This window comes from Streptomyces sp. NPDC002076 (genome assembly GCF_053593835.1).
Genome location: NZ_JBSFDI010000003.1, coordinates 479,474 through 498,003, shown reverse-complemented (window position 1 = coordinate 498,003; position 18,530 = coordinate 479,474). Strand labels below are relative to the sequence as shown.

At 71.2% G+C, this 18,530-nt stretch carries 14 protein-coding genes and 1 pseudogene; 6 read left to right on the top strand and 9 right to left on the bottom strand.

Annotated elements, in window-relative coordinates; all coding sequences use genetic code 11:
* Nucleotides 1–271 precede the first annotated feature (271 nt).
* Nucleotides 272–922 (bottom strand): mycothiol-dependent nitroreductase Rv2466c family protein, encoded by a 651-nt coding sequence (locus ACWCQS_RS09420; RefSeq protein WP_451003882.1) that lies wholly within the window; start codon nt 920–922, stop codon nt 272–274.
* A 139-nt stretch (nt 923–1,061) separates the two neighbouring features.
* Between ACWCQS_RS09420 and pepN the strand changes: the two genes are divergently transcribed.
* The 4 genes and pseudogenes from pepN to ACWCQS_RS09400 all read left to right on the top strand — a co-directional run.
* Nucleotides 1,062–3,641 (top strand): aminopeptidase N, encoded by a 2,580-nt coding sequence (pepN, locus tag ACWCQS_RS09415; RefSeq protein ID WP_451003881.1) that lies wholly within the window; start codon nt 1,062–1,064, stop codon nt 3,639–3,641.
* A gap of 207 nt (nt 3,642–3,848) precedes the next feature.
* A complete protein-coding gene (locus ACWCQS_RS09410; protein ID WP_451003880.1) occupies nt 3,849–4,898 on the top strand; it encodes a hypothetical protein in 1,050 nt (349 codons plus the stop codon).
* A gap of 161 nt (nt 4,899–5,059) precedes the next feature.
* Entirely contained in the window at nt 5,060–5,869 is an 810-nt protein-coding gene (locus ACWCQS_RS09405) for an SGNH/GDSL hydrolase family protein (RefSeq protein WP_451003879.1), read from the top strand.
* 36 nt (nt 5,870–5,905) lie between these two features.
* Nucleotides 5,906–6,274 (top strand): annotated as a pseudogene (locus tag ACWCQS_RS09400) (GNAT family N-acetyltransferase); the annotation flags it as partial.
* On the opposite strand, the gene ACWCQS_RS09395 reads toward ACWCQS_RS09400, so the two are convergent.
* The 6 genes from ACWCQS_RS09395 to ACWCQS_RS09370 form a co-directional block, all read right to left on the bottom strand.
* On the bottom strand, nt 6,224–7,591 hold the full coding sequence (locus tag ACWCQS_RS09395; protein WP_451003931.1) for a glycosyltransferase: 1,368 nt from the start codon (nt 7,589–7,591) through the stop codon (nt 6,224–6,226). The pseudogene ACWCQS_RS09400 and the gene ACWCQS_RS09395 sit on opposite strands and share 51 nt — an antisense overlap.
* Before the next feature lie 151 nt (nt 7,592–7,742).
* The gene (locus tag ACWCQS_RS09390) at nt 7,743–8,882 is read right to left on the bottom strand and encodes a serine hydrolase domain-containing protein (protein WP_451003878.1); all 1,140 of its coding nucleotides are present in this window, start codon (nt 8,880–8,882) and stop codon (nt 7,743–7,745) included.
* 93 nt (nt 8,883–8,975) lie between these two features.
* A complete protein-coding gene (locus ACWCQS_RS09385; protein WP_451003877.1) occupies nt 8,976–10,724 on the bottom strand; it encodes a TIGR03767 family metallophosphoesterase in 1,749 nt (582 codons plus the stop codon).
* A gap of 201 nt (nt 10,725–10,925) precedes the next feature.
* The gene (locus tag ACWCQS_RS09380) at nt 10,926–11,414 is read right to left on the bottom strand and encodes an NUDIX hydrolase (protein ID WP_451003876.1); all 489 of its coding nucleotides are present in this window, start codon (nt 11,412–11,414) and stop codon (nt 10,926–10,928) included.
* A 10-nt stretch (nt 11,415–11,424) separates the two neighbouring features.
* Complete coding sequence (locus ACWCQS_RS09375; RefSeq protein WP_451003875.1) at nt 11,425–12,306, bottom strand: pyridoxamine 5'-phosphate oxidase family protein; 882 nt, start codon at nt 12,304–12,306, stop codon at nt 11,425–11,427.
* Nucleotides 12,307–12,308: 2 nt separating this feature from the next.
* On the bottom strand, nt 12,309–12,755 hold the full coding sequence (locus ACWCQS_RS09370) for a VOC family protein (RefSeq protein ID WP_451003874.1): 447 nt from the start codon (nt 12,753–12,755) through the stop codon (nt 12,309–12,311).
* A gap of 109 nt (nt 12,756–12,864) precedes the next feature.
* Between ACWCQS_RS09370 and ACWCQS_RS09365 the strand changes: the two genes are divergently transcribed.
* Nucleotides 12,865–13,407 carry a CGNR zinc finger domain-containing protein gene (locus tag ACWCQS_RS09365; RefSeq protein WP_451003873.1) on the top strand — a complete coding sequence of 181 codons (543 nt, stop codon included), beginning with the start codon at nt 12,865–12,867 and terminating at the stop codon, nt 13,405–13,407.
* Between the two features lie 154 nt (nt 13,408–13,561).
* Nucleotides 13,562–16,858 carry a S8 family serine peptidase gene (locus ACWCQS_RS09360; RefSeq protein ID WP_451003872.1) on the top strand — a complete coding sequence of 1,099 codons (3,297 nt, stop codon included), beginning with the start codon at nt 13,562–13,564 and terminating at the stop codon, nt 16,856–16,858.
* Between the two features lie 47 nt (nt 16,859–16,905).
* Here the strand turns inward: ACWCQS_RS09360 and ACWCQS_RS09355 are convergent, their stop codons facing one another.
* Both ACWCQS_RS09355 and ACWCQS_RS09350 read right to left on the bottom strand, forming a co-directional pair.
* Nucleotides 16,906–17,772: a hypothetical protein gene (locus ACWCQS_RS09355; RefSeq protein WP_451003871.1), complete on the bottom strand. Its 867-nt coding sequence runs from the start codon at nt 17,770–17,772 to the stop codon at nt 16,906–16,908.
* Nucleotide 17,773: 1 nt separating this feature from the next.
* Nucleotides 17,774–18,331 carry an RNA polymerase sigma factor gene (locus ACWCQS_RS09350; RefSeq protein ID WP_451003930.1) on the bottom strand — a complete coding sequence of 186 codons (558 nt, stop codon included), beginning with the start codon at nt 18,329–18,331 and terminating at the stop codon, nt 17,774–17,776.
* Nucleotides 18,332–18,530 lie beyond the last annotated feature (199 nt).

Here is an 18,530-nt window from a genome sequence, read left to right as displayed (position 1 = left end):
GACCGTGCCGTCGGCCGTCACGAGCAGTGCCCGCGCCCCTTGGGTGCCGAGGTCGATCCCGAGCCACGCCTCCGGCATCCGAACCTCCGCACATCGCGACCGGTCCTGTGAACTTCCCGCTCTCCCCCGGGATTTATCGGCACTGGTGCCCAGCAGGTGCAGGAACCAGCGGCGCGACAGGCGGTCGTGCACGACCCGCACGAGGAGCACCTGGAGAGGTGTGCGGAAGGGTGGAGCGGGCCCGGAGCCGACCGGGCCCGCTCACCGCGCCTCACAGGTTGCTGAAGTCCGGCCCCTGCGTCCTGGTGCGCTTGATCTCGTAGAAGCCCGGTACCGAGGCCACGGCGAGCGTGCCGTCCCACAGGCGGGCCGCCTCCTCGCCCTTCGGGGCGGGGGTCACGACCGGGCCGAAGAAGGCGATCTGCTCGCCGTCGGGACCGGGCACCGCGATGACGGGGGTGCCGACGTCCTGGCCGACCTTCTCGATGCCCTCCTTGTGGGAGGCGCGCAGCTCGGCGTCGTACGCGAAGTCCTGCTGCTCGGCGTGGTCGATGAGGTCGGCGGGCAGGCCGACGTCCGCGAGGGCGCCGGCGATGGCCTCCAGGGTGGGGCCCTCGCCGTTGTTGTGGATGCGGGTGCCGAGCGCGGTGTACAGCGGGCCGAGGATGTCGTCGCCGTGCTTCTGCCAGGCGGCGGTGACCACGCGGACCGGCTGCCAGGCCTTGGTCGCGAGCATCTCCCGGTACTCCTCGGGCAGCTCGTCCAGCCTGTTCTCGTTGAGGACGGCGAGGCTCATGATGTGCCAGCGGACCTCGATGTCCCGGACCTTCTCCACCTCCAGCACCCAGCGGGAGGTCATCCAGGCCCAGGGGCACAGCGGGTCGAACCAGAAGTCGACGGGGGTCTTGCCGGACTCGGACATGGCTCTCCTCAGCGTAAGACTCTTTTCAACCCTCAACGACGTCCTCGCGACCCGCATTCCCTGCTGACCGCTGTCAGGGGCACATGGCAGGATCGGTCCTGTTCAGCCTCATCCACGCGATCACAAGGGAGTGCCGTCCGTGCCCGGTGAGAATCTGTCCCGTGACGAGGCCCGGGAGCGGGCCGCCCTGCTGTCCGTCGACGGGTACGACGTGTCCCTGGACCTCAGGTCCGCCGTCGGCGACGGGGACGGCGAGCCGCGCACGTTCCGCTCGGTGACCACGATCCACTTCCGCTGCAACGAGCCGGGCGCGGCGAGCTTCGCCGATCTGATCGCGCCGAGTGTGACCTCGGTGTCGCTCAACGGCCGGGACCTGGACCCGGGCGAGGTCTTCGACGGCGCGCGGATCGCGCTGGAGGACCTGGCCGCGGAGAACGAGCTGGTCGTGGACGCGCAGTGCGCCTACTCCCGCACCGGTGAGGGTCTGCACCGCTTCGTCGACCCCGAGGACGGCGAGGTCTACCTCTACACCCAGTACGAGCCGGCCGACGCCCGCCGGGTCTTCGCCAACTTCGAGCAGCCGGACCTCAAGGCGCCGTACCGCTTCGAGGTGCGGGCGCCCGAGGGCTGGACGGTGTGGAGCAACGGCGCGGGTGAACTCGCCGACGGAGTCTGGCGGTTCGCGGAGACCAAGCCGATCTCGACGTACATCACCTGTGTGGTGGCGGGGCCGTACCACTATGTGACGGATTCCTACGAGCGGGTGTTCGAGGACGGCACCAAGCTGGAGATCCCGCTCGGCGCGATGTGCCGCAAGGGGCTCGCCCCGCACTTCGACGCCGACGACGTCTTCCTGGTCACCAAGCAGGGCCTGGACTTCTTCCACGACCACTTCGACTACCCGTACCCGTTCGGGAAGTACGACCAGGCGTTCGTGCCCGAGTACAACCTGGGCGCGATGGAGAACCCGGGTCTGGTGACCTTCCGCGAGGAGTACATCTTCCGCGGCAAGGTGACACAGGCGTCGTACGAGGCGCGGGCGAACGTCGTCCTGCACGAGATGGCGCACATGTGGTTCGGCGACCTGGTCACCATGGAGTGGTGGGACGACCTGTGGCTGAAGGAGTCCTTCGCGGACTTCATGGGCACGTTCGCGAACGTCGGCGCGACCCGCTTCAAGGACGCCTGGATCACCTTCGCCAACCGCCGCAAGGCCTGGGCGTACCGCGCGGACCAGCTGCCCTCCACGCATCCGATCACGGCGGACATCCGTGACCTGGAGGACGCCAAGCTGAACTTCGACGGCATCACCTACGCCAAGGGTGCCTCGGTGCTCAAGCAGCTGGTGGCGTACGTCGGCCAGGACGCGTTCCTGGAGGGCGCACGGCGCTACTTCAAGCGGCACGCGTACGGCAACACCCGGCTCGGCGACCTGCTGTCGGCGCTGGGCGAGACCAGCGGCCGGGACATGTCGGCGTGGGCGCGTTCGTGGCTGCAGACGGCCGGGGTGAACTCGCTGACGCCGCAGGTTCTGCTGGACACGGAGGGCCGGGTGGCCGAGGTGGCGGTGGTGCAGGAGGCGCCGGAGTCGCATCCCGAGGAGCGCCCGCACCGGATCGCGGTGGGGCTGTACCGGCGTACGCCCGAGGGCGCGCTGGAGCGGTACGCGCGCGTGGAGACGGACGTGCACGAGCCGCGCACGGTCGTCGCGGACCTGGCGGGCGCCGAGGCCCCGGAGCTGGTCCTGGTCAACGACGACGACCTGACGTACTGCAAGATCCGCTTCGACGTCACCTCGCTGGCGACGCTCAAGGAGCACCTGGGCGCGCTGACCGACCCGCTGGCCCGGGCGCTGTGCTGGTCGGCGCTGTGGAACATGACCCGGGACGCGCTGCTGCCGGCGCGGGACTTCGTCGGTCTGGTGCTGCGGTTCGCGGGCCGCGAGTCCGACATCGGGGTGCTGCAGATGCTGCACACGTGGGCGAACTCGGCGCTGGTGCACTATGCGGCGCCGGAATGGCGGCAGACCGGCGGTGAGCTGCTCGCGCAGGGCGCGCTGCGGGAGCTGGAGGCGGCCGAGCCGGGCAGTGAGCACCAGCTGGCGTGGGCGCGTTTCTTCGCGACGGTGGCGTCCGGCGAGACGGACCTCGCCCTGCTGAAGCGCCTGCTGGACGGCGCGGAGACCATCGACGGCCTGGAGGTGGACCAGGAGCTGCGCTGGGCGTTCCTGGAACCGCTGGCGGCGCACGGCGTGGCCGACGAGTCGGTCCTCGCGGCCGAACTGGCCCGCGACGACACGGCGTCCGGCAAGCGCCACCAGGTCCGCTGCCTGGCGGCACGCCCGTCGGCGGCGGTCAAGGCGCAGGCCTGGGCGCAGGTGGTGGAGTCCGACGCGCTGTCGAACGCGCTGGTGGAGGCGACCATCGCGGGCTTCGCCCGGCCCTCGCAGCGGGAGCTGACGGCGCCGTACGCGGAGAAGTACTTCGCGGCGATCGAGCGGGTGTGGCGGGAGCGGTCGATCCAGATCGGCATGGACGTCGTACGGGGTCTGTTCCCGGCGCTGCAGGACCGCCCGGAGACGCTTGAGGCGACGGACGCGTGGCTTCAGGCGCACCGGGACGCGGCGCCGGCGCTGCGCCGGCTGGTGCTGGAGGCGCGGGACGACCTGGCGCGGGCGCTGCGCGCACAGGAGTGCGACGCGACGGCCCTCGGCGACTGACCTTTGGCCTGAGCTTGGGTCGCCGGTGACCGTTACGGAATTCGGTCAATGTGACCCGTAACCCCTGGTCCGCACCTGATCGGACCAGGGGTTTCCCGTCCCTACTCGGCACCCGAACACCTGACCTTTAGTCCGGGCTTGTCCGCATTATTCGACGACCGTGTAACAGCGGTTAACGAGGGGACCGGGCGAGGGAATCCCGACGCCATGACGCACAACACCCCGCTCTCCCCCCGCCCGCTCAGCCACCTCTCCCAGGTCCACCGCCGCGTTCTGACGGAGGCCCAGCTCCGCTCCCACGGAGTGACGGCGGCCGAGCTGACCGACCAGTGCCGCCCTGCCGGACCCTGGCGGCAACTGCTGCCGAACGTGGTCCTCCTCCACCCCGGCCCCCCGACGAGCGAGGAGCGTCTGCACGGGGCGCTGCTGTACGCGGCCCGCGAGGCCGCGCCCGGCGTCCCGGCCCAGCCGACGGCCGAGGAACCGCACCGCCCTGTCTACGCCGACGCGATGATCACGGGCCTCGCGGCCCTCACCCTCTACGGCTTCTCCGCCACCCCGCCGCTGCTCTCCCTGGACCATGTCGACGTCCTGGTCCCCCGCCTGCGTCGAGTGCGCTCCACGGGCTATGTCCGCATCCTGCGCACGCCCGACCTGCCCGCGCCCAACGCCGTGACGGGCCTGCCGGTGGCACCGGTGCCGCGGGCGCTGGCGGACGCGGTGGCGGAGCTGACGGACGCGGAGGCGGTACGGCGGCTGCTGACCGAGGCGGTGCGCGGCCGCCACTGCGAACCGGCCGCCGTCGTAAGGGAGTTGACCCAGGCGAAGCTCCTGAAGCGCCCGCACGTGGTGGACGCGGTGGACTCGATCGTGGCGGAGGGCCGCTCGATCGCCGAGCACCGCCTGTACCGGATGGTCGGCGAGTACGGCCTGCCCGACCCGGTCTGGAACGTCGACCTGCGGCTGCCCGGCGGCCCGCACCTCGGCGGCCTGGACGCGTACTGGCCCGACCAGGCGGTGGCGGTGGAGCTGGACACCCGGGCGCCCCGCCAAGGCCATCGGCAGGACGACGACGCCCTCTGGTCCGAATACGCCCGCAAGCGCGAGCACCTGGAACGCCTCGGGATCACGGTCGTGTACATCACGCCCAAGAAGCTCAGGGACGCGATGGAGCAGCAGGCGGCGGTGGTCCGCACGGCCCTGATGGCCTCGGCCGACCGCGACCCGGCCGCGTATGTCGTGGTGCTTCCCCGGTAGTGACGGACCGGGAGGCATCGAGAGGGCCGAAAGGAGCCCTCAGGAGGGGAGAGGAGGGGCCACCGGGCGATTCCGGTGTCCCCTCCTCGTGCGTCCCGCCGCTTCACCCGAACGGACGAGCCGCGCGGGCGGCACGGGCCCGGCCACTAATGATGAGAGGTATGCGACACACCCGGATAGCCGCGTCCGCGGCGTCCCTCCTGCTCGCCACGGCCTGCCTCGTCGCCGCCCCCGAGACGGCACAGGCGGTGCCCCGGACGGCGTCCGTGGGCTTTGTGGCCCTCGGCGACTCCTACTCCGCCGGGCTCGGTGCCGGCGCCTATCTCCCCACCGGCACCAACTGCAAGCGCAGCGGCCGGGCGTACCCGGTGCTGTGGGCCTCGGCGCACAAGGTGACGGCCTTCGCCTTCGCCGCGTGCAACCACGCCCGGACGAGCGACGTACTGTCCGGCCAGCTCGGTAGGCTCGGCCCGGGCACCAGGCTGGTCACCCTCACCGTCGGCGGCACCGACGCGGGCTTCGTCGGCGTCATGACGACCTGCGCACTGGGTGGCACCACCCGCTGTCTGTCGGCCGTCGCCGCCGCCCGCGCCACGGTGGACAGGGCCCTCGGGTACAGCCTCGACCGGCTCTACTCGGCCATCAGGGACCGGGCTCCCGCCGCCCGTGTCGTGGTGCTCGGCTATCCGCACATGTACCACCTCAGAGGCACCTGCGAGATCGGCCTCCAGGACACCGCGCGCGCCGCCATCAACGACGGTGTGGACCACCTCGACGCGGTGATCGCCCACCGCGCCGCCGCGCACGGGTTCGCCTTCGCCGACGTCAGGGCGGCCTTCGCCGGCCATGAGATCTGCTCCACGACCCCCTGGCTGCACAGCGTCGACCTGCTGGCCCCCACCGAGTCGTACCACCCCACGGCACCGGGCCAGTTGCTCGGCTATCTCCCGGCCCTAGACCGCATCTCCTGACGGGGTCCTGACAGCCCCAGCCCTACGCTCTGGTTCATGTCTGCCGAATCCGTGACCCTGCGCCCGGTGAACGAGGACGATCTGCCCCTGCTGGAGCGCTTCCTCAGCGAGCCCGAGACGGCGGGGCCCTTCCAGTGGTACGGGTACGCCGACCCACGGCGGTTCCGGCAGCGCTGGGCCGAGAACCGGCTGCTCGGTGAGGACGGCGGCCAGTTGATCGTCGCGGCCGGAACCGGGCCGCTGGGGTTCGTCGCCTGGCGCAAGGTCGTCGTCTCGGCCTCCACCTACTGCTGGAACATGGGCGCCCAGCTGCTGCCCGAGGCCCGTGGCCGGGGCATCGGCACCCGGGCCCAGCTACAGCTCGTCCGCTACCTCTTCGCCCACACCCCCGTGATGCGCATCGAGGCCGACACCGAGGCCGAGAACATCGCCGAGCAGCGGGCCCTGGAGAAGGCCGGGTTCACCCGCGAGGGCGTACTGCGGGGCATCGTCTTCCGGGACGGCCGGTGGCGCGACGGCGTCGCCTACAGTGTGCTGCGCCACGACCCGCTGCCCACCGACGTGTGAGGCGTACACCTCGTCGAGCAGGGTGGCGTAGGCCGCGATCATGCGGGTGCGGCTGAACCGCTCCCGGGCGGCCTCAAGGGCCGGGGCCAGTTCCGTACGGCCGGCGGCCGCCGCGGACCAGGCCAGGGCGATCGCACCCGGGTCCGGCGGGGTGACGAAACCGAGGCCCTCGACGATCGACGCACTGTCGCCGACGTCGGTCGTCACCGGAACCGCGCCGCACATCATGCCCTCGATCAGGCACAGCGGCGCCGCCTCGCCGGAGACGGAGGTCAGGGCGACGACGTCGGCGGCGGCGTAGACGGCCGGCATGTCGTGCCGTACCCCGAGCAGGTGCACCCGGTCGGCGAGGGACGGTGCGTCCGCGAAGGCCTCGGCGAGGTCCGCGCGCAGCCCGGAGTTGTCGGGGGTCATCCCGGCACCGCACATCAGCACCTGCCCGCCGCCCTCCCGGGCCAGCCAGGCGCGGGCCGCCCGGAGCAGCAGGGGGACGTTCTTCATCGCGGCGTAGCGGGCCGCGAAGACGACCACCGGCGCCCGGTCAGCGATCCCGAGGGAGGCGCGCAGGGCGAGCCGTGCGGCCGGGTCCGGGCGGAAGCGGAGCAGGTCGACACCGTTGGGGATGACGTGCAGCAGCCGGCCCGGGATGCCGGCGGCCTCGTAGGCGGCCCGGGTGGACTCGGCGCAGCACACGCACGCGGCCACCGTGCCGTCGGCGATGGCGGCCTTCAGCTCGTCGAGCGCGGGTCCCTGGTTCTCCGGGTCGGAGCGGTGCAGACAGACCACGACCGGGCGGCGGGGCAGGCCACCCTGGTTGAGCAGGGCCAGCGGCTGCTCCTTCAGGGAGAGGATCACATCCGCCCCGGCCATCGACCGAGCCGTTTCGGCCAGCTCGGGCCCGCTGAAAACGTTCGCCGCGAGCGAGCCGTCCACCAGGCCTGCGCTGCGGCCGAGCGAGGTGACGCCGACCCCGCCGCCGGTGAGCGCCCGGTAGCAGTGGTCGTCCTCCATGCGCTGCCGGGTGGCTTCGCGATGGACCTCGCCATGGATGCTGAGCACCTGGTGGGACTGGCCGCCCTCGGCCAGTCCCAGTACGACGTCGCTGTGCACGATCCGGGCTCCTCCGGAGAAGAAGCCCTCGTAGACCGAGAGCACACGCAGTCCGTGCCTCGCGCGCACGCGACCACCCGCCTTGCATAAATGATCGAGAAGATCGAGCCATCCCCGTCCAAAGCGGGTTAGCCGATATGAGGCGGTACGGACATTGCGTCCGCGTTAACACGGAATGACGTCGATGAAACGGTGGCTAACAGAATTCCCCTTCGGCGACCGCGCGCTCGTCGCCGGCCCAGTCCCCGTTGGAATTGAGGGCGAGGGAATGCCGGCCGTCCTCGGTCGCGATCGCCATCGAGACCGAGCCATGGATGCCGCCGTCATGGCCCCACACCTGAACACCGCAGCTCAGCGGGGTTTCCATGAGGCCGAGGCCATAGCGTCCCGGGTAAGAGGAGTCCTTGATCTCGACCGTGGTCTTCATTTCCTTCAGCTGGTGCGGCGGAAGGATCTTTCCGCCGAGCAGGGCGCCGTAGAAGCGGTCGAGATCGGCGGAATTCGAGATCATTTCACCGGCCGCGGAGGCCAGGGACGGATTGAGGTCCGTCACGTCGTACACCGGACCCTTCGGGTCGGTGAATTTCGAGTAAGCGCGGCTGCTCGGGTGCGGGACGGTGACCGTCGTACCCGGCAGCGAGGTGGCCCTCAGGTGCAGCGGGCCGATGATGCGCCGGGTGATCTCGGTGGCGTACGCGTGTCCCGTCACCTTCTCGATCACCATGCCGGCCACGACGTAGTTGGTGTTGGAGTAGTGCCAGGAGGTTCCCGGCGCGAAGTCCGGCCTGTGGCGCATCGCGACGGCCACCAGGTCGCGCGGGGCGAGCGTGTCGTAGCGGTGCCGGCGGAAACCGTCCTCGGTGAAGTAGGCGCGGCCGAAGTCCGCGTCCTCGGTGTAGTTGTAGATGCCGCTGGTGTGGTTGAGCAGCTGCCGTACGGTGATGTGCCGGCCGTCGTGGCCGTGCCCGTGGACGACGCCCGGCAGCCACTTCTCCACCGTGTCGTCCAGCGACAGCCGGCCCTCCGCCTCCAGCTGGAGCAGGACGGTGGCGACGAAGGTCTTGGTGATGCTGCCGACGCGGTAGCGGTCGGCGGTGGAGCGCGGCCTGCCGGTGCCGAGGTCGCCCACGCCGGCGGTGGTGGACCAGGTGCCGTGGGTGTCCTCCGCGGTGGCGGTCACCCCGGGCACACCGGCCGCGACCAGGGCCTCGACGGCCTTGCGCGTGGCGGTGTGCCCGCCCTCGGGCCGGCCGCCGGTGGCTGCGACGGCCGGCGCCGCCAGGGCTCCCGCGAGCAGCAGGGCGGTGGCGCCCACCAGGGTCGTGCGTACACGCATGTCTTCCCCCAACTGTGATGTCGGTGCGGTCGGGGAAAGAAACCGGTGCCGGATGCGCGAAGGTTGCTTGCTGTTCGGCCAGTTGACTGACTTTCAGCCCTTCTTCAGCACCAGCTCGGTGTTCCGGTCGGCAGCGCTGCCCGCGAGGGTCTTGCCGGCGCCGGGGGCGTTGAAGGCCAGCTCGCGGTAGAGAGCGGCGAGGCCGGTCTGGGAGAGATCGGCGAAGTCGGTGCGGTGCGGGGCGGCGGACTCGATCAGGGTGGTGAACACGGAGATCGTGCCGTCCTTGTTGTCCACCAGCTCGATGATGCGGGCCAGGTGGGGGTAGTCGACGTGGGAGGCGGTGGAGATCTCCCAGAAGGAGCGGCCGCCAAAGGCCTGGTGCGGGGTGATGACGTTCTTGTGGATGTGGCCGTTCACCCAGGCCAGCACGTTGGCGTGGGCGGACAGGACCGAGATCACCTCGGCGCCGCTGTGCCGCTTCTCGCCGGGGCGGGCCGGGTCGGGGCGGGTGTTGTCCATCGTCTTGCTGGTGTGGTGGCTGAAGACGACGGCATAGGAGTCCTTGTTGTCCTTCAGCGTCCTGTCCAGCCAGTTCAGCTGGGCGGTGCCGATGGAGCCCTCGTAGTGGCCGCCGGCGTCGGTGGTGTCGAGGCTGATACCGATGACGTCGTCGGAGATGCGGAAGGCGTAGTACTGGGTGCCCGCGTCGAGGTTCGCCGAGGAGTAGCCGTGCCCGACGGGGCCGAGGCCCTGGTGGGCGGGGTCGAGGTGGGCCTTGAGGTAGTCGGCCTGGGTGTAGGGCGCGCGCTTCTCGTCCGGCGTGACCGAACGCATCGAGCGGGCGTGCGCCTTGAGGAAGTCCCGGTAGCCGGTCCCCTTGGGGTCCTTGGCGTTCTTGATGGCGTCCTGGAGCTTCTGGGCGTCGGCGGCGGAGACGCTGAACAGCTTCTTGCCTGCGATGGCCGCCTCGGCGAGGTAGGGGTCGCCGTGGGAGCCGTAGCAGCCGAGCGGGAGGGCGTCGTGGTTGCCGACGGTGGAGTACCAGGGCAGCTTCAGGCCGGGGCTCTGCAGCTCGCGGATCGCGGCGGCCAGGAAGCCCTTGAGCTGCGGGAAGCCGAGCGCCTTGTCGCCGTCGCGGAGGGTAGAGTCGGGCTGCCAGTACAGCTTCAGACCGCTGCTTTGCACACCCTCGTAGTGCTTGGGGTCACCCGAGTTGGGGGTGATCCGGCCACCGCTCATCACCTTCATGAACCACTCCAGTTCGGAGTGGGCGTTGTTGTCGGTGTTGTCGCCGGTGGTCATGACGAAGTGCAGCGGGGCGCCGGTGACGGGGGCGCCCCTGAGGGCGTTGACCCGCTCGACGAGCGAGACGGCGCCGGGCACGGTGAGCGCCTCGTGCGGGCGCCAGGAGTGCACGTCGCGGGAGCGCATGTACTCGAGGCGCAGCGGGTGCTGGACGTCCTGCAGATGCAGGTCGGTGAACTGCACGAACGCGGCGAGGGCCGTACGGCGGCCCGCCCGGCCCGACTTGGGCGCGGCCAGTTCGCTGCGCACCACCCGGCTCCAGCCCGGGCCGTCGCCGAGCCGCCGGTAGCCGGAGCTGTTCCGGGGTGCGGCGACGGAGGCGAGGGTCGTGCCCTTGGTGTAGGGGGCGAGCGCGGCCGCCCCGGCGGCCTGCCGGGAGTGCGCGACCGGCGCCTCGCTGGTGGCGGCCTGGCTGTCGATGGGGCGGAGGGCGTAGCCGACGCCCGCGGAGAGCGAGACCGCTCCGGCGGCGGCGAGGACGGTACGGCGGTTGACCTCCAGGGCGGAGGCGGCGACAGAGCGTATGCGCGACATTGGCGCGATCTCCCCGAGTGCGAACGCGTCGGCAGTGGTCGCGGGTCGTCGCTCGCGCGAACGGCCCGCTCGCTCTGGATCGTTGGCACCGGGGGTGACCTGCGCGTGAACGCGGCGGCAACGCGCAGCGCCGATCACCGTACGTGGATCACGGGATACCGGTCGCGGCCATGGAGCGGATTGCGGGCCGCCGGGGTGCGGTCACTCCTCGTTCATCTCCTGGGGTACGGGAGGGGTCTCGGCGGTGAGACGACCGTTCGCGGGGCGTTCCCGCCAGAGCCGCAGCGCACGGTCGACCAGGGGCACCCGGTTCAGGTCCGGTACGACCGAGAGGTCCCGCCATGCGGCGAAATCTGTGGAGCCGCCGATCTCGTGGCGGAGTTCACCGCCGACGACCTCTCCTTCGTACACGAGACGCAGGGCGTGGTGGTCGGTACGACGACGGTGGCGGCGCCGGGCCAGGGTCAGCCGGAACGAGTCCACGCCGAGAAGACCGGTCACCTGGATGCGGTAACCGGTCTCCTCCATGACCTCGCGGCGGACGGTGTCGTACGGGTCCTCGCCGTGCTCCATGCCGCCACCTGGCAGCACCCACTCGGGGACTCCGCCGGGCCCGGGTGAACGGGCCAGGAGGATCTGTCCGTCACGGACGCACACGGCGTAGGCCGCCACCCTCAAGTTCCGTCGCATTCCTTGGACGTTAGCCCGGAACATCCGGATTCGCTGGTGAATATTCGGGGGCGGACCAGCGCAGCGGCAGGGCAGCCGGGGTCCACAGGGCCTCGGTGAGGGTGAAGCGGACCTTGCGCTCGCCGGCCGCCGTGAACTCGGTGTGCGCCTCGCCGGTGAGCTGGAGGGTGGTGCCGGTGGTCCAGTCGAGGAAGAGCAGTCCGGCGCGGGGGTTGCTGCGCAGATTGCCGAGGGTGAGGAACATGGCGTTGCCGGGGTAGTCCGGCCAGGTCAGCCGGTGCGGCGAGGTGACCTGGACGAAACCGGGGTTGCCGCCGCGATGGCTGACGTCGGCTCCGCCGGGGTGTGCGGTGGCCATGAAGAAGGTATCGGCCGAGCCGATGAACTCCGTTACTCGCGAGTCGAGTTCGCTCAGCCGGCGAGGGCTGCCCGGTGTGCGGTCGGCGAGTGTCTCGTAGGAGTTCCTGCGCTGGATGTACTTGGGGCAGTTGGAGAACACCTGGTCGGCCTCGACGGCGAACCCGCGGGCGGTCGGGCGCAGCCGGCCGTTGAGGCGCATGCGGCGGCGGGTGCGGGGGTCCAGGGCGATGGTTCCGATATGAGTGCCGGGGGTTTTGAGGGCCGTGGTGAGTGGGTGCCCGGCACCGGTGACCACCGACATCTGCCTCGGGCCCGTCGCCCGGACGAAACCCGGTGCCCCGGTGAGCGCCGACGCCCACACCCTCCCCGTCCCCGGGTCCGCCGCTCCCACCACCAGCAGGGGCTGGAGTTCCAGGAAGGCCGCCGCGATCGGCTTGATGTCCTGGCCGAGGGAGCGGCCCACATGGTCGGCGCGGTCGCGGACGCCCAGCAGCTCCTGCACGGCGAGCGAGCCCGCGTGATAGGTGCCCATGACTAGAAGAAGCCGCAGGTCGGGGCGTCCGAGTGGGGTGCCGGGGCGCCGTCGGGGCCGAGGGGGGCGGCGATCTCCAGGCGGATGCCGTCCGGGTCGTGGAAGAAGATCCCGCCGGAGGCGCCGCCCTCGTGGTGGGCGACCACGCCGTCGTAGGCGAAGTCCGCTCCGGCGGCCCGCAGCGCGGTCTCGTACTCCCGGACGCGGTCGATGGAGTCGACCGTGAAGGCGAGGTGGTGCAGCCCGGGGCGGGCGCCGTCGTACGCCCCCTGCGCCTGCTGCCAGAGGGTGACGAGCGGGGCGCCGCCGGCCTCCCCCAGCATCGCCCAGCACTGGTCGTCCTCCTTGTCCTCGGCGAGCACGGCGAAGCCGAGGAGGTCGCGGTAGAAGGCGAGCGAGCGGTCGAGGTCGGTGACGTTCACACCGGTGTGCGCGATGCGCGGGGCCATGGCTCTTCCCTTCGAGACGTCTAACCGTTGTGATTGAGATTAGACGGTTAGAGATGGTTCGGTCAACCGGTCACGTACTCTTGAGTGGTTAGACGAGAAGGAGTGCCCGATGCCCATCGCCCGCGACCCCCGCCCGCTCACCGGCGAGCCCCTCGCGCTCGACCTGCTCAACACCCGGTGGAACCGGGAAGGCGTGACCCAGGACCTGCTCGACGGCACCGACGGCCTGGCGGTGTGGCTGGCGAGCAACGGGCTGGCCGGGGACCACGCGGCCGACCCGGAGGTGCTGGAGCATCTGCGCGAGGCGCGCGAGGCGATCAAGGCCGCGGTCGACGGGACACCGGCGCAGGCCGCGCCGCTCGTGGACGCCGTACTGGCGCACGGGCGGATCCGGGCCCGGCTGACCGTCGACGGCCCCGCCGAGGAGCCGGAGTTCGCCGATCCGTCGTGGGGGCCGGCCTGGCTCGCCGCCCGGAACTATCTGGACCTGATCACCCGGGCCCCGGAGCGCATCCGGACCTGCGCCGGCGGCAGTTGCATCCTGCACTTCTTCGACACGTCCCGGAACGGCACCCGCCGCTGGTGCTCGATGGCCGCGTGCGGCAACCGCGCGAAGGCGTCCCGGCATTACGCGCGCTTGAAGGAAAACTGACGGCATCACCGGCGATACGGGGCGAACAGCCACATAGACATCGCGGGTTTTCCCCATACGTCGATATCGATTCGGTCAACGATCCCCAAAAGACTGGCCCTTGGGTAAAGCTGAGCGCTCTCGTCCGCTCAATTCCTTTACCTGAGGGATGCCGATGACCCACACGCCCGAGCGTGATCCCATACCCGGTCCGAGACGCCTGGCCCGCATAGCCGTGGCTGTGGGCGTGGTGGCCGCCCTGTCCGCGGCCGGGCCGATACCCCTGGCCCTCGCCGCGGACGCTCCGCCCACCCCGGCCGTCGACTCCGGCGTCAAGTCCGCTCACGACAAGCTCGGTTCGGACGACGCCGATCTGCTCGCCGACGCCAAGGCCGACGGTGACAAGAACGTCACGATGATGATCGCGACCGCCCCGGGACAGACCGAGCAGGTCGTCGAGGAGCTGGACGCGGTCAAGGGCGGCTCGGTGGGCCGTACCTACGACAAGCTCGGTTACGTCCGCGCCACCGTGCCGACGGCCCGGGCCGACGCCGCGATCAGGGCCGCCGCCAAGCTCTCCTCGGTGCACGCCATCGACCTCAAGCAGGAGATCCCGCTCGACGACCCGGCGCCGAACGGCACCAACTCCGCTTCCGTCACCGGCACTTATCCCGGTCCCGGCAAGAACACCCCGGCGAAGAACCCGTACAACCCCTCCTTCGAGACCGGCGCCGTCGACTTCGTCCAGGACCACCCGAAGTGGGACGGCCGGGGCATCACCATCGGCATCCTCGACTCCGGCGTCGACCTCGGCCACCCGGCACTGCAGAAGACCACCACCGGTGAGCGGAAGATCGTCGACTGGGTGACCTCGACCGACCCGATCGTGGACGGCGACGCCACCTGGCGGCCGATGGTCACCGCCGTCTCCGGGCCAGGCTTCTCCTACGGCGGTGCGACCTGGACGGCTCCCTCGGGCTCGTACGAGATCAGCACCTTCAGGGAGTCCGCCACCACCGGTGGCGACGAGAAGGGCGACCTGAACCGGGACGGCGACACCACCGACAGCTGGGGCGTGCTGTACGACCCGGCGGCCGGCACGGTCACCGTCGACCTCGACAACGACCACGACTTCACCGACGACACCCCGATGAAGCCGTACAAGGACGGCTACCAGGTCGGGTACTTCGGCACCGACGACCCGAAGACCGACGTGGCCGAGCGGGTGCCGTTCGTCGTGCAGATCCGCAAGGACGTGCCGATGGACCCGTACGGCGGGTCCTGGGTCGGCAAGAAGGCGGACTTCGTCAACATCGGGGTCATCGAGTCCGAGCACGGCACGCACGTCGCCGGCATCACCGCCGCGAACGGCCTGTTCGGCGGCGCGATGAACGGCGCGGCCCCCGGCGCGAAGATCGTCTCCTCCCGCGCCTGCACCTGGACCGGCGGCTGCACCAACGTGGCCCTCACCGAGGGCATGATCGACCTGGTCGCGAACCGCGGTGTCGACATCGTCAACATGTCGATCGGCGGCCTGCCTGCGCTGAACGACGGCAACAACGCGCGCGCCGAGCTCTACACCCGGCTCATCGACACCTACGGCGTCCAGCTCGTGATCTCCGCGGGCAACTCCGGGCCCGGCGCCAACACGATCGGTGACCCGGGTCTGGCCGACAAGGTGATCTCGGTCGGCGCGGCCATCTCCAAGGAGACCTGGGCCGCGAACTACGGCTCGGTCGTGGAGAAGAAGTACCAGATGATGCCGTTCTCCTCGCGCGGCCCGCGTGAGGACGGCGGCTTCACCCCGACGCTGGTCGCACCCGGCGCCGCGATCAACTCCACCCAGACCTGGCTGCCCGGCTCGCCGGTCGCCGAGGCGGGCTACTCGCTGCCGGCCGGCTACTCCATGCTCCAGGGCACCTCGATGGCCTCCCCGCAGGCCGCCGGCGCGAGTGCGCTGCTGCTGTCGGCCGCGAAGCAGAAGGGCATCGCCCTGACCCCGGCCGGGCTGCGCACGGCGCTCACGTCGACGGCCCACCACATCAAGGGAGTTCAGGCGTACGAGGAGGGCGCGGGCCTGATCGACATCGTGGACGCGTGGGAGGCGGTCAAGGACGACGCCTCCGCGCACGACTACACCGTCAAGGCCCCGGTCGACACCGCGATCGACTACGCCCTGAAGACCCCCGGCTTCGGCACCGGCCTGTACGACCGCGAGGGCGGTCTCAAGGCCGGCGAGAAGAAGACGTACGACATCACCATCACCCGTACCTCCGGCCCGGACCGGGCGGTCTGGCACGAGCTGAGCTTCGCGAACAACGCCGGCGACACCTTCCGGATCCTCGGCGACGACGTCGTGCGGCTGCCGCTGAACCAGCCCGTGACGGTGAAGGTGCAGGCGGCCCCGGGCTCGGCGGGCGTCAAGAGCGCGATCCTGGAGGTCGACGACCCGTTCACGGAGGGGATCGACAAGCAGATCCTCACCACCGTCGTGGTCTCCACCCCGGTGCACCACACCTACACCGCGACGAACTCGGTGCAGCGCAACAGCACCCGGTCGTACTTCCTGACCGTGCCCGAGGGCGCGAAGTCGCTGGAGGTGGCGATCGGCGGACTGAAGGACAAGAGCCAGACCCGGTTCATCGCCATCCACCCGTACGGCGTCCCGGTCGACAACACCGGCACCCCGTACTGCTACCCGAACTACCTGGACGGCAACGGCTGCAGGCCCGACGTGCGCTCCTACGCCGACCCGCAGCCGGGCGTCTGGGAGGTGGAGGTGGAGTCCCGCCGTACGTCCCCGCTGCTGGACAACCCGTACACGCTGGACGTCTCCGTCCTCGGCGCGGCCTTCGACCCGGAGACCGTGACCGTGCCCGAGGCGAAGGCGGGCAGCCCGGCCGCCGTCACCTGGAAGGTGACCAACCGGTACGCGGCCCTGGACGGCAAGCTGGTCGGCGGCCCGCTCGGCTCGGCCAAGACGGCCCGCCCGACCATCAAGCAGGGCGAGACGCAGACCACCACGGTCGACGTCCCGGCCGGTGCCACCTCGCTGGACGTCGCCATCGGGGGCGTCTCGGACCAGGCGGCCGACCTCGACCTGACGGTGTACGACGCGAGCGGCAAGCAGGTCGCCCAGTCCGCCGACGGCGACTCGGAGGAGGCGGTGTCCATCCCGTCGCCGGCCGCCGGCACGTACACCATCAAGGTCGTCGGCTACTCCGTTCCGTCGGGGGCGACCGACTACGACTACCGGGATGTGTTCTTCTCCCCCACGCTCGGCAGCGTCGGCGTCGACGGCTCGACTCCGGTCAAGCTCGGCACGGGCGACTCGGCCACGGTCGGCGGACAGGTCACGGCCGCCGCCGAGGCCCCGGCCGGCCGTGAGTTCTTCGGCCGGGTCCAGCTGGTGAACGCGCGCGGCACGGTCGCGGGCACCGGCAGCGTGAAGATCGAGAAGGTCACGCCGTAACGGAGTGGCTGGGGTGAGGGGCGGGTGTCCGGCCGGGCACCCGCCCCTCACGGCCTGTCGGTGGGTGCCTCTTCGGCGGGGCAGGTCAGGTGCCGGGACCTGGGCAGCGCCTCCGTGATCCAGGCGCGGTTGACGGAGACACGGGTGTCGCCGACGGCCCACAGGCTCGCGTTCTGCTGTCCCATGCCGACCTGGACGAGTACGTGCTGGCCCGTGCGCGGGGCCGGCTTCGCGCCGCCGTCGAGCAGAAAGCTGACCCGGGCCGGTCCGTGCGGGGGCTGGTACGCGGGCTTGTAGGAGCGGATCACGGTCAGTGTGATCCGGCTCCACGGGGACGGCTTCTGCGGTTCCACCGCGGTCACGGTGCCCTCCACGACCAGCCTGGAGCAGGCCAGGTCGAGTGCGGGGTCGGAGGGCCGCCCGCCGTCCCCGGAGTACTTCGCCGCGGAATCGCCCGCAGTCTTGGCCGTGGAGGTGGCGCTGTTGTCGTCCGAGGCACCGGAGTGCGTCACCAACCAGCCCAAGCCGGCGACCACCGCGAAGGCGGTCGCCCCGGCGAGCGAGCCGAACGCGATCCGCAGGACCCGGCGCGGTCCGGAGGGGCGGCCGGGGTGCGCGGGCCGCGGGGGGCGGCGCCCGGCGCGCACCGGTCGCGCGACTCCGCGAGGCCGCGGCGCCGGCCGGGGACTCTCTTCGGGCGCTGCCTCGTGCTCCGTCGCCCGCTCCCCGGTCAGCGCCTCCGCGAGCCAGGTCAGCTGCTCCTTCAGCACCGCCACATCGGCCTCGGCGGCCCGGTGTTCGGCGAGGAAGCCGGGGTCCCGGCGGGCCTCCTCGGTCAGCGGTTCCCCGGTGACGGCGGCCATCAACGCGTCCATGCCGCCGTACTCCCCCGCGCTTTCGTGTCCGGCGGTCACGTCACACCACCTCGTCCTCGTGCAGGCGGGCGCGCAGGGCGCGGACCGCCGTGTGCAGCCTGCTCTTGACCGTGCCCTCGGGGATGTCCAGCTCCTCGGCGATGGCCCGGACGGGCAGGTCGGCGAAGAAGCGCAGGACGAGCACCTGTCGCTGGGCGGCGGGCAGGTCGTCCAGTCCGCGGGCGACGGCGAGGGAGAGCAGGCTGGTCTCCTCGCCGGAGGGGTGCGCGGGCTCGCGCAGCGCGGCCAGTCGCTCCCCCAGCCGCTCCTGGCGCCGCTTGGCCCGGTGCCAGTCCATGGCGAGGTTGGAGGCGACCACCGCCGCCCACGCCGACACGTCCCGCGGCGCCTCCCGCCCGCTCGCGGTCCGCTCCAGCAGCCGCAGCCGGACCTGCTGCACCCCGTCCGGCAGGTCCGACTGCGGCACCCCGCCGAGCGCGAGCACCGCCCGCACCCGGCGTTCCTGGGCCGCGTCCAGCGGATCGTCACCGGCACGGCCCGTACGGTCCGTACCGGCGGCATACGCCCCCTGGTCGCGGCGCGCCCCTCCGCGCAGCACAAGCCACCCCCTCACGCGTTTGCCCCTACGACGCGGCAGCGGGCCGAAACGTTCGGACCGGTTTCCGGCGGTCCGCAGAGGCGTGCGTCACATCGCCGTATGGCCGGAGACCGTACGGGCAGGCACGGGACAGCACAGCTTGCGGCCCGGGCGCCCGACGGAGGGAATTTCTCCAGCTCAGCGAGGTGTTCGACGGAGG

Bases quoted from the DNA above. Each gene is read 5' to 3' on its own strand.
- ACWCQS_RS09420 (WP_451003882.1), bottom strand. From the start codon at position 922: ATGTCCGAGTCCGGCAAGACCCCCGTCGACTTCTGGTTCGACCCGCTG.
- ACWCQS_RS09380 (WP_451003876.1), bottom strand. From the start codon at position 11,414: ATGCGACGGAACTTGAGGGTGGCGGCCTACGCCGTGTGCGTCCGTGAC.
- ACWCQS_RS09375 (WP_451003875.1), bottom strand. From the start codon at position 12,306: ATGGGCACCTATCACGCGGGCTCGCTCGCCGTGCAGGAGCTGCTGGGC.
- ACWCQS_RS09390 (WP_451003878.1), bottom strand. From the start codon at position 8,882: ATGCGTGTACGCACGACCCTGGTGGGCGCCACCGCCCTGCTGCTCGCG.
- ACWCQS_RS09370 (WP_451003874.1), bottom strand. From the start codon at position 12,755: ATGGCCCCGCGCATCGCGCACACCGGTGTGAACGTCACCGACCTCGAC.
- ACWCQS_RS09365 (WP_451003873.1), top strand. From the start codon at position 12,865: ATGCCCATCGCCCGCGACCCCCGCCCGCTCACCGGCGAGCCCCTCGCG.
- ACWCQS_RS09360 (WP_451003872.1), top strand. From the start codon at position 13,562: ATGACCCACACGCCCGAGCGTGATCCCATACCCGGTCCGAGACGCCTG.
- ACWCQS_RS09410 (WP_451003880.1), top strand. From the start codon at position 3,849: ATGACGCACAACACCCCGCTCTCCCCCCGCCCGCTCAGCCACCTCTCC.
- ACWCQS_RS09405 (WP_451003879.1), top strand. From the start codon at position 5,060: ATGCGACACACCCGGATAGCCGCGTCCGCGGCGTCCCTCCTGCTCGCC.
- ACWCQS_RS09385 (WP_451003877.1), bottom strand. From the start codon at position 10,724: ATGTCGCGCATACGCTCTGTCGCCGCCTCCGCCCTGGAGGTCAACCGC.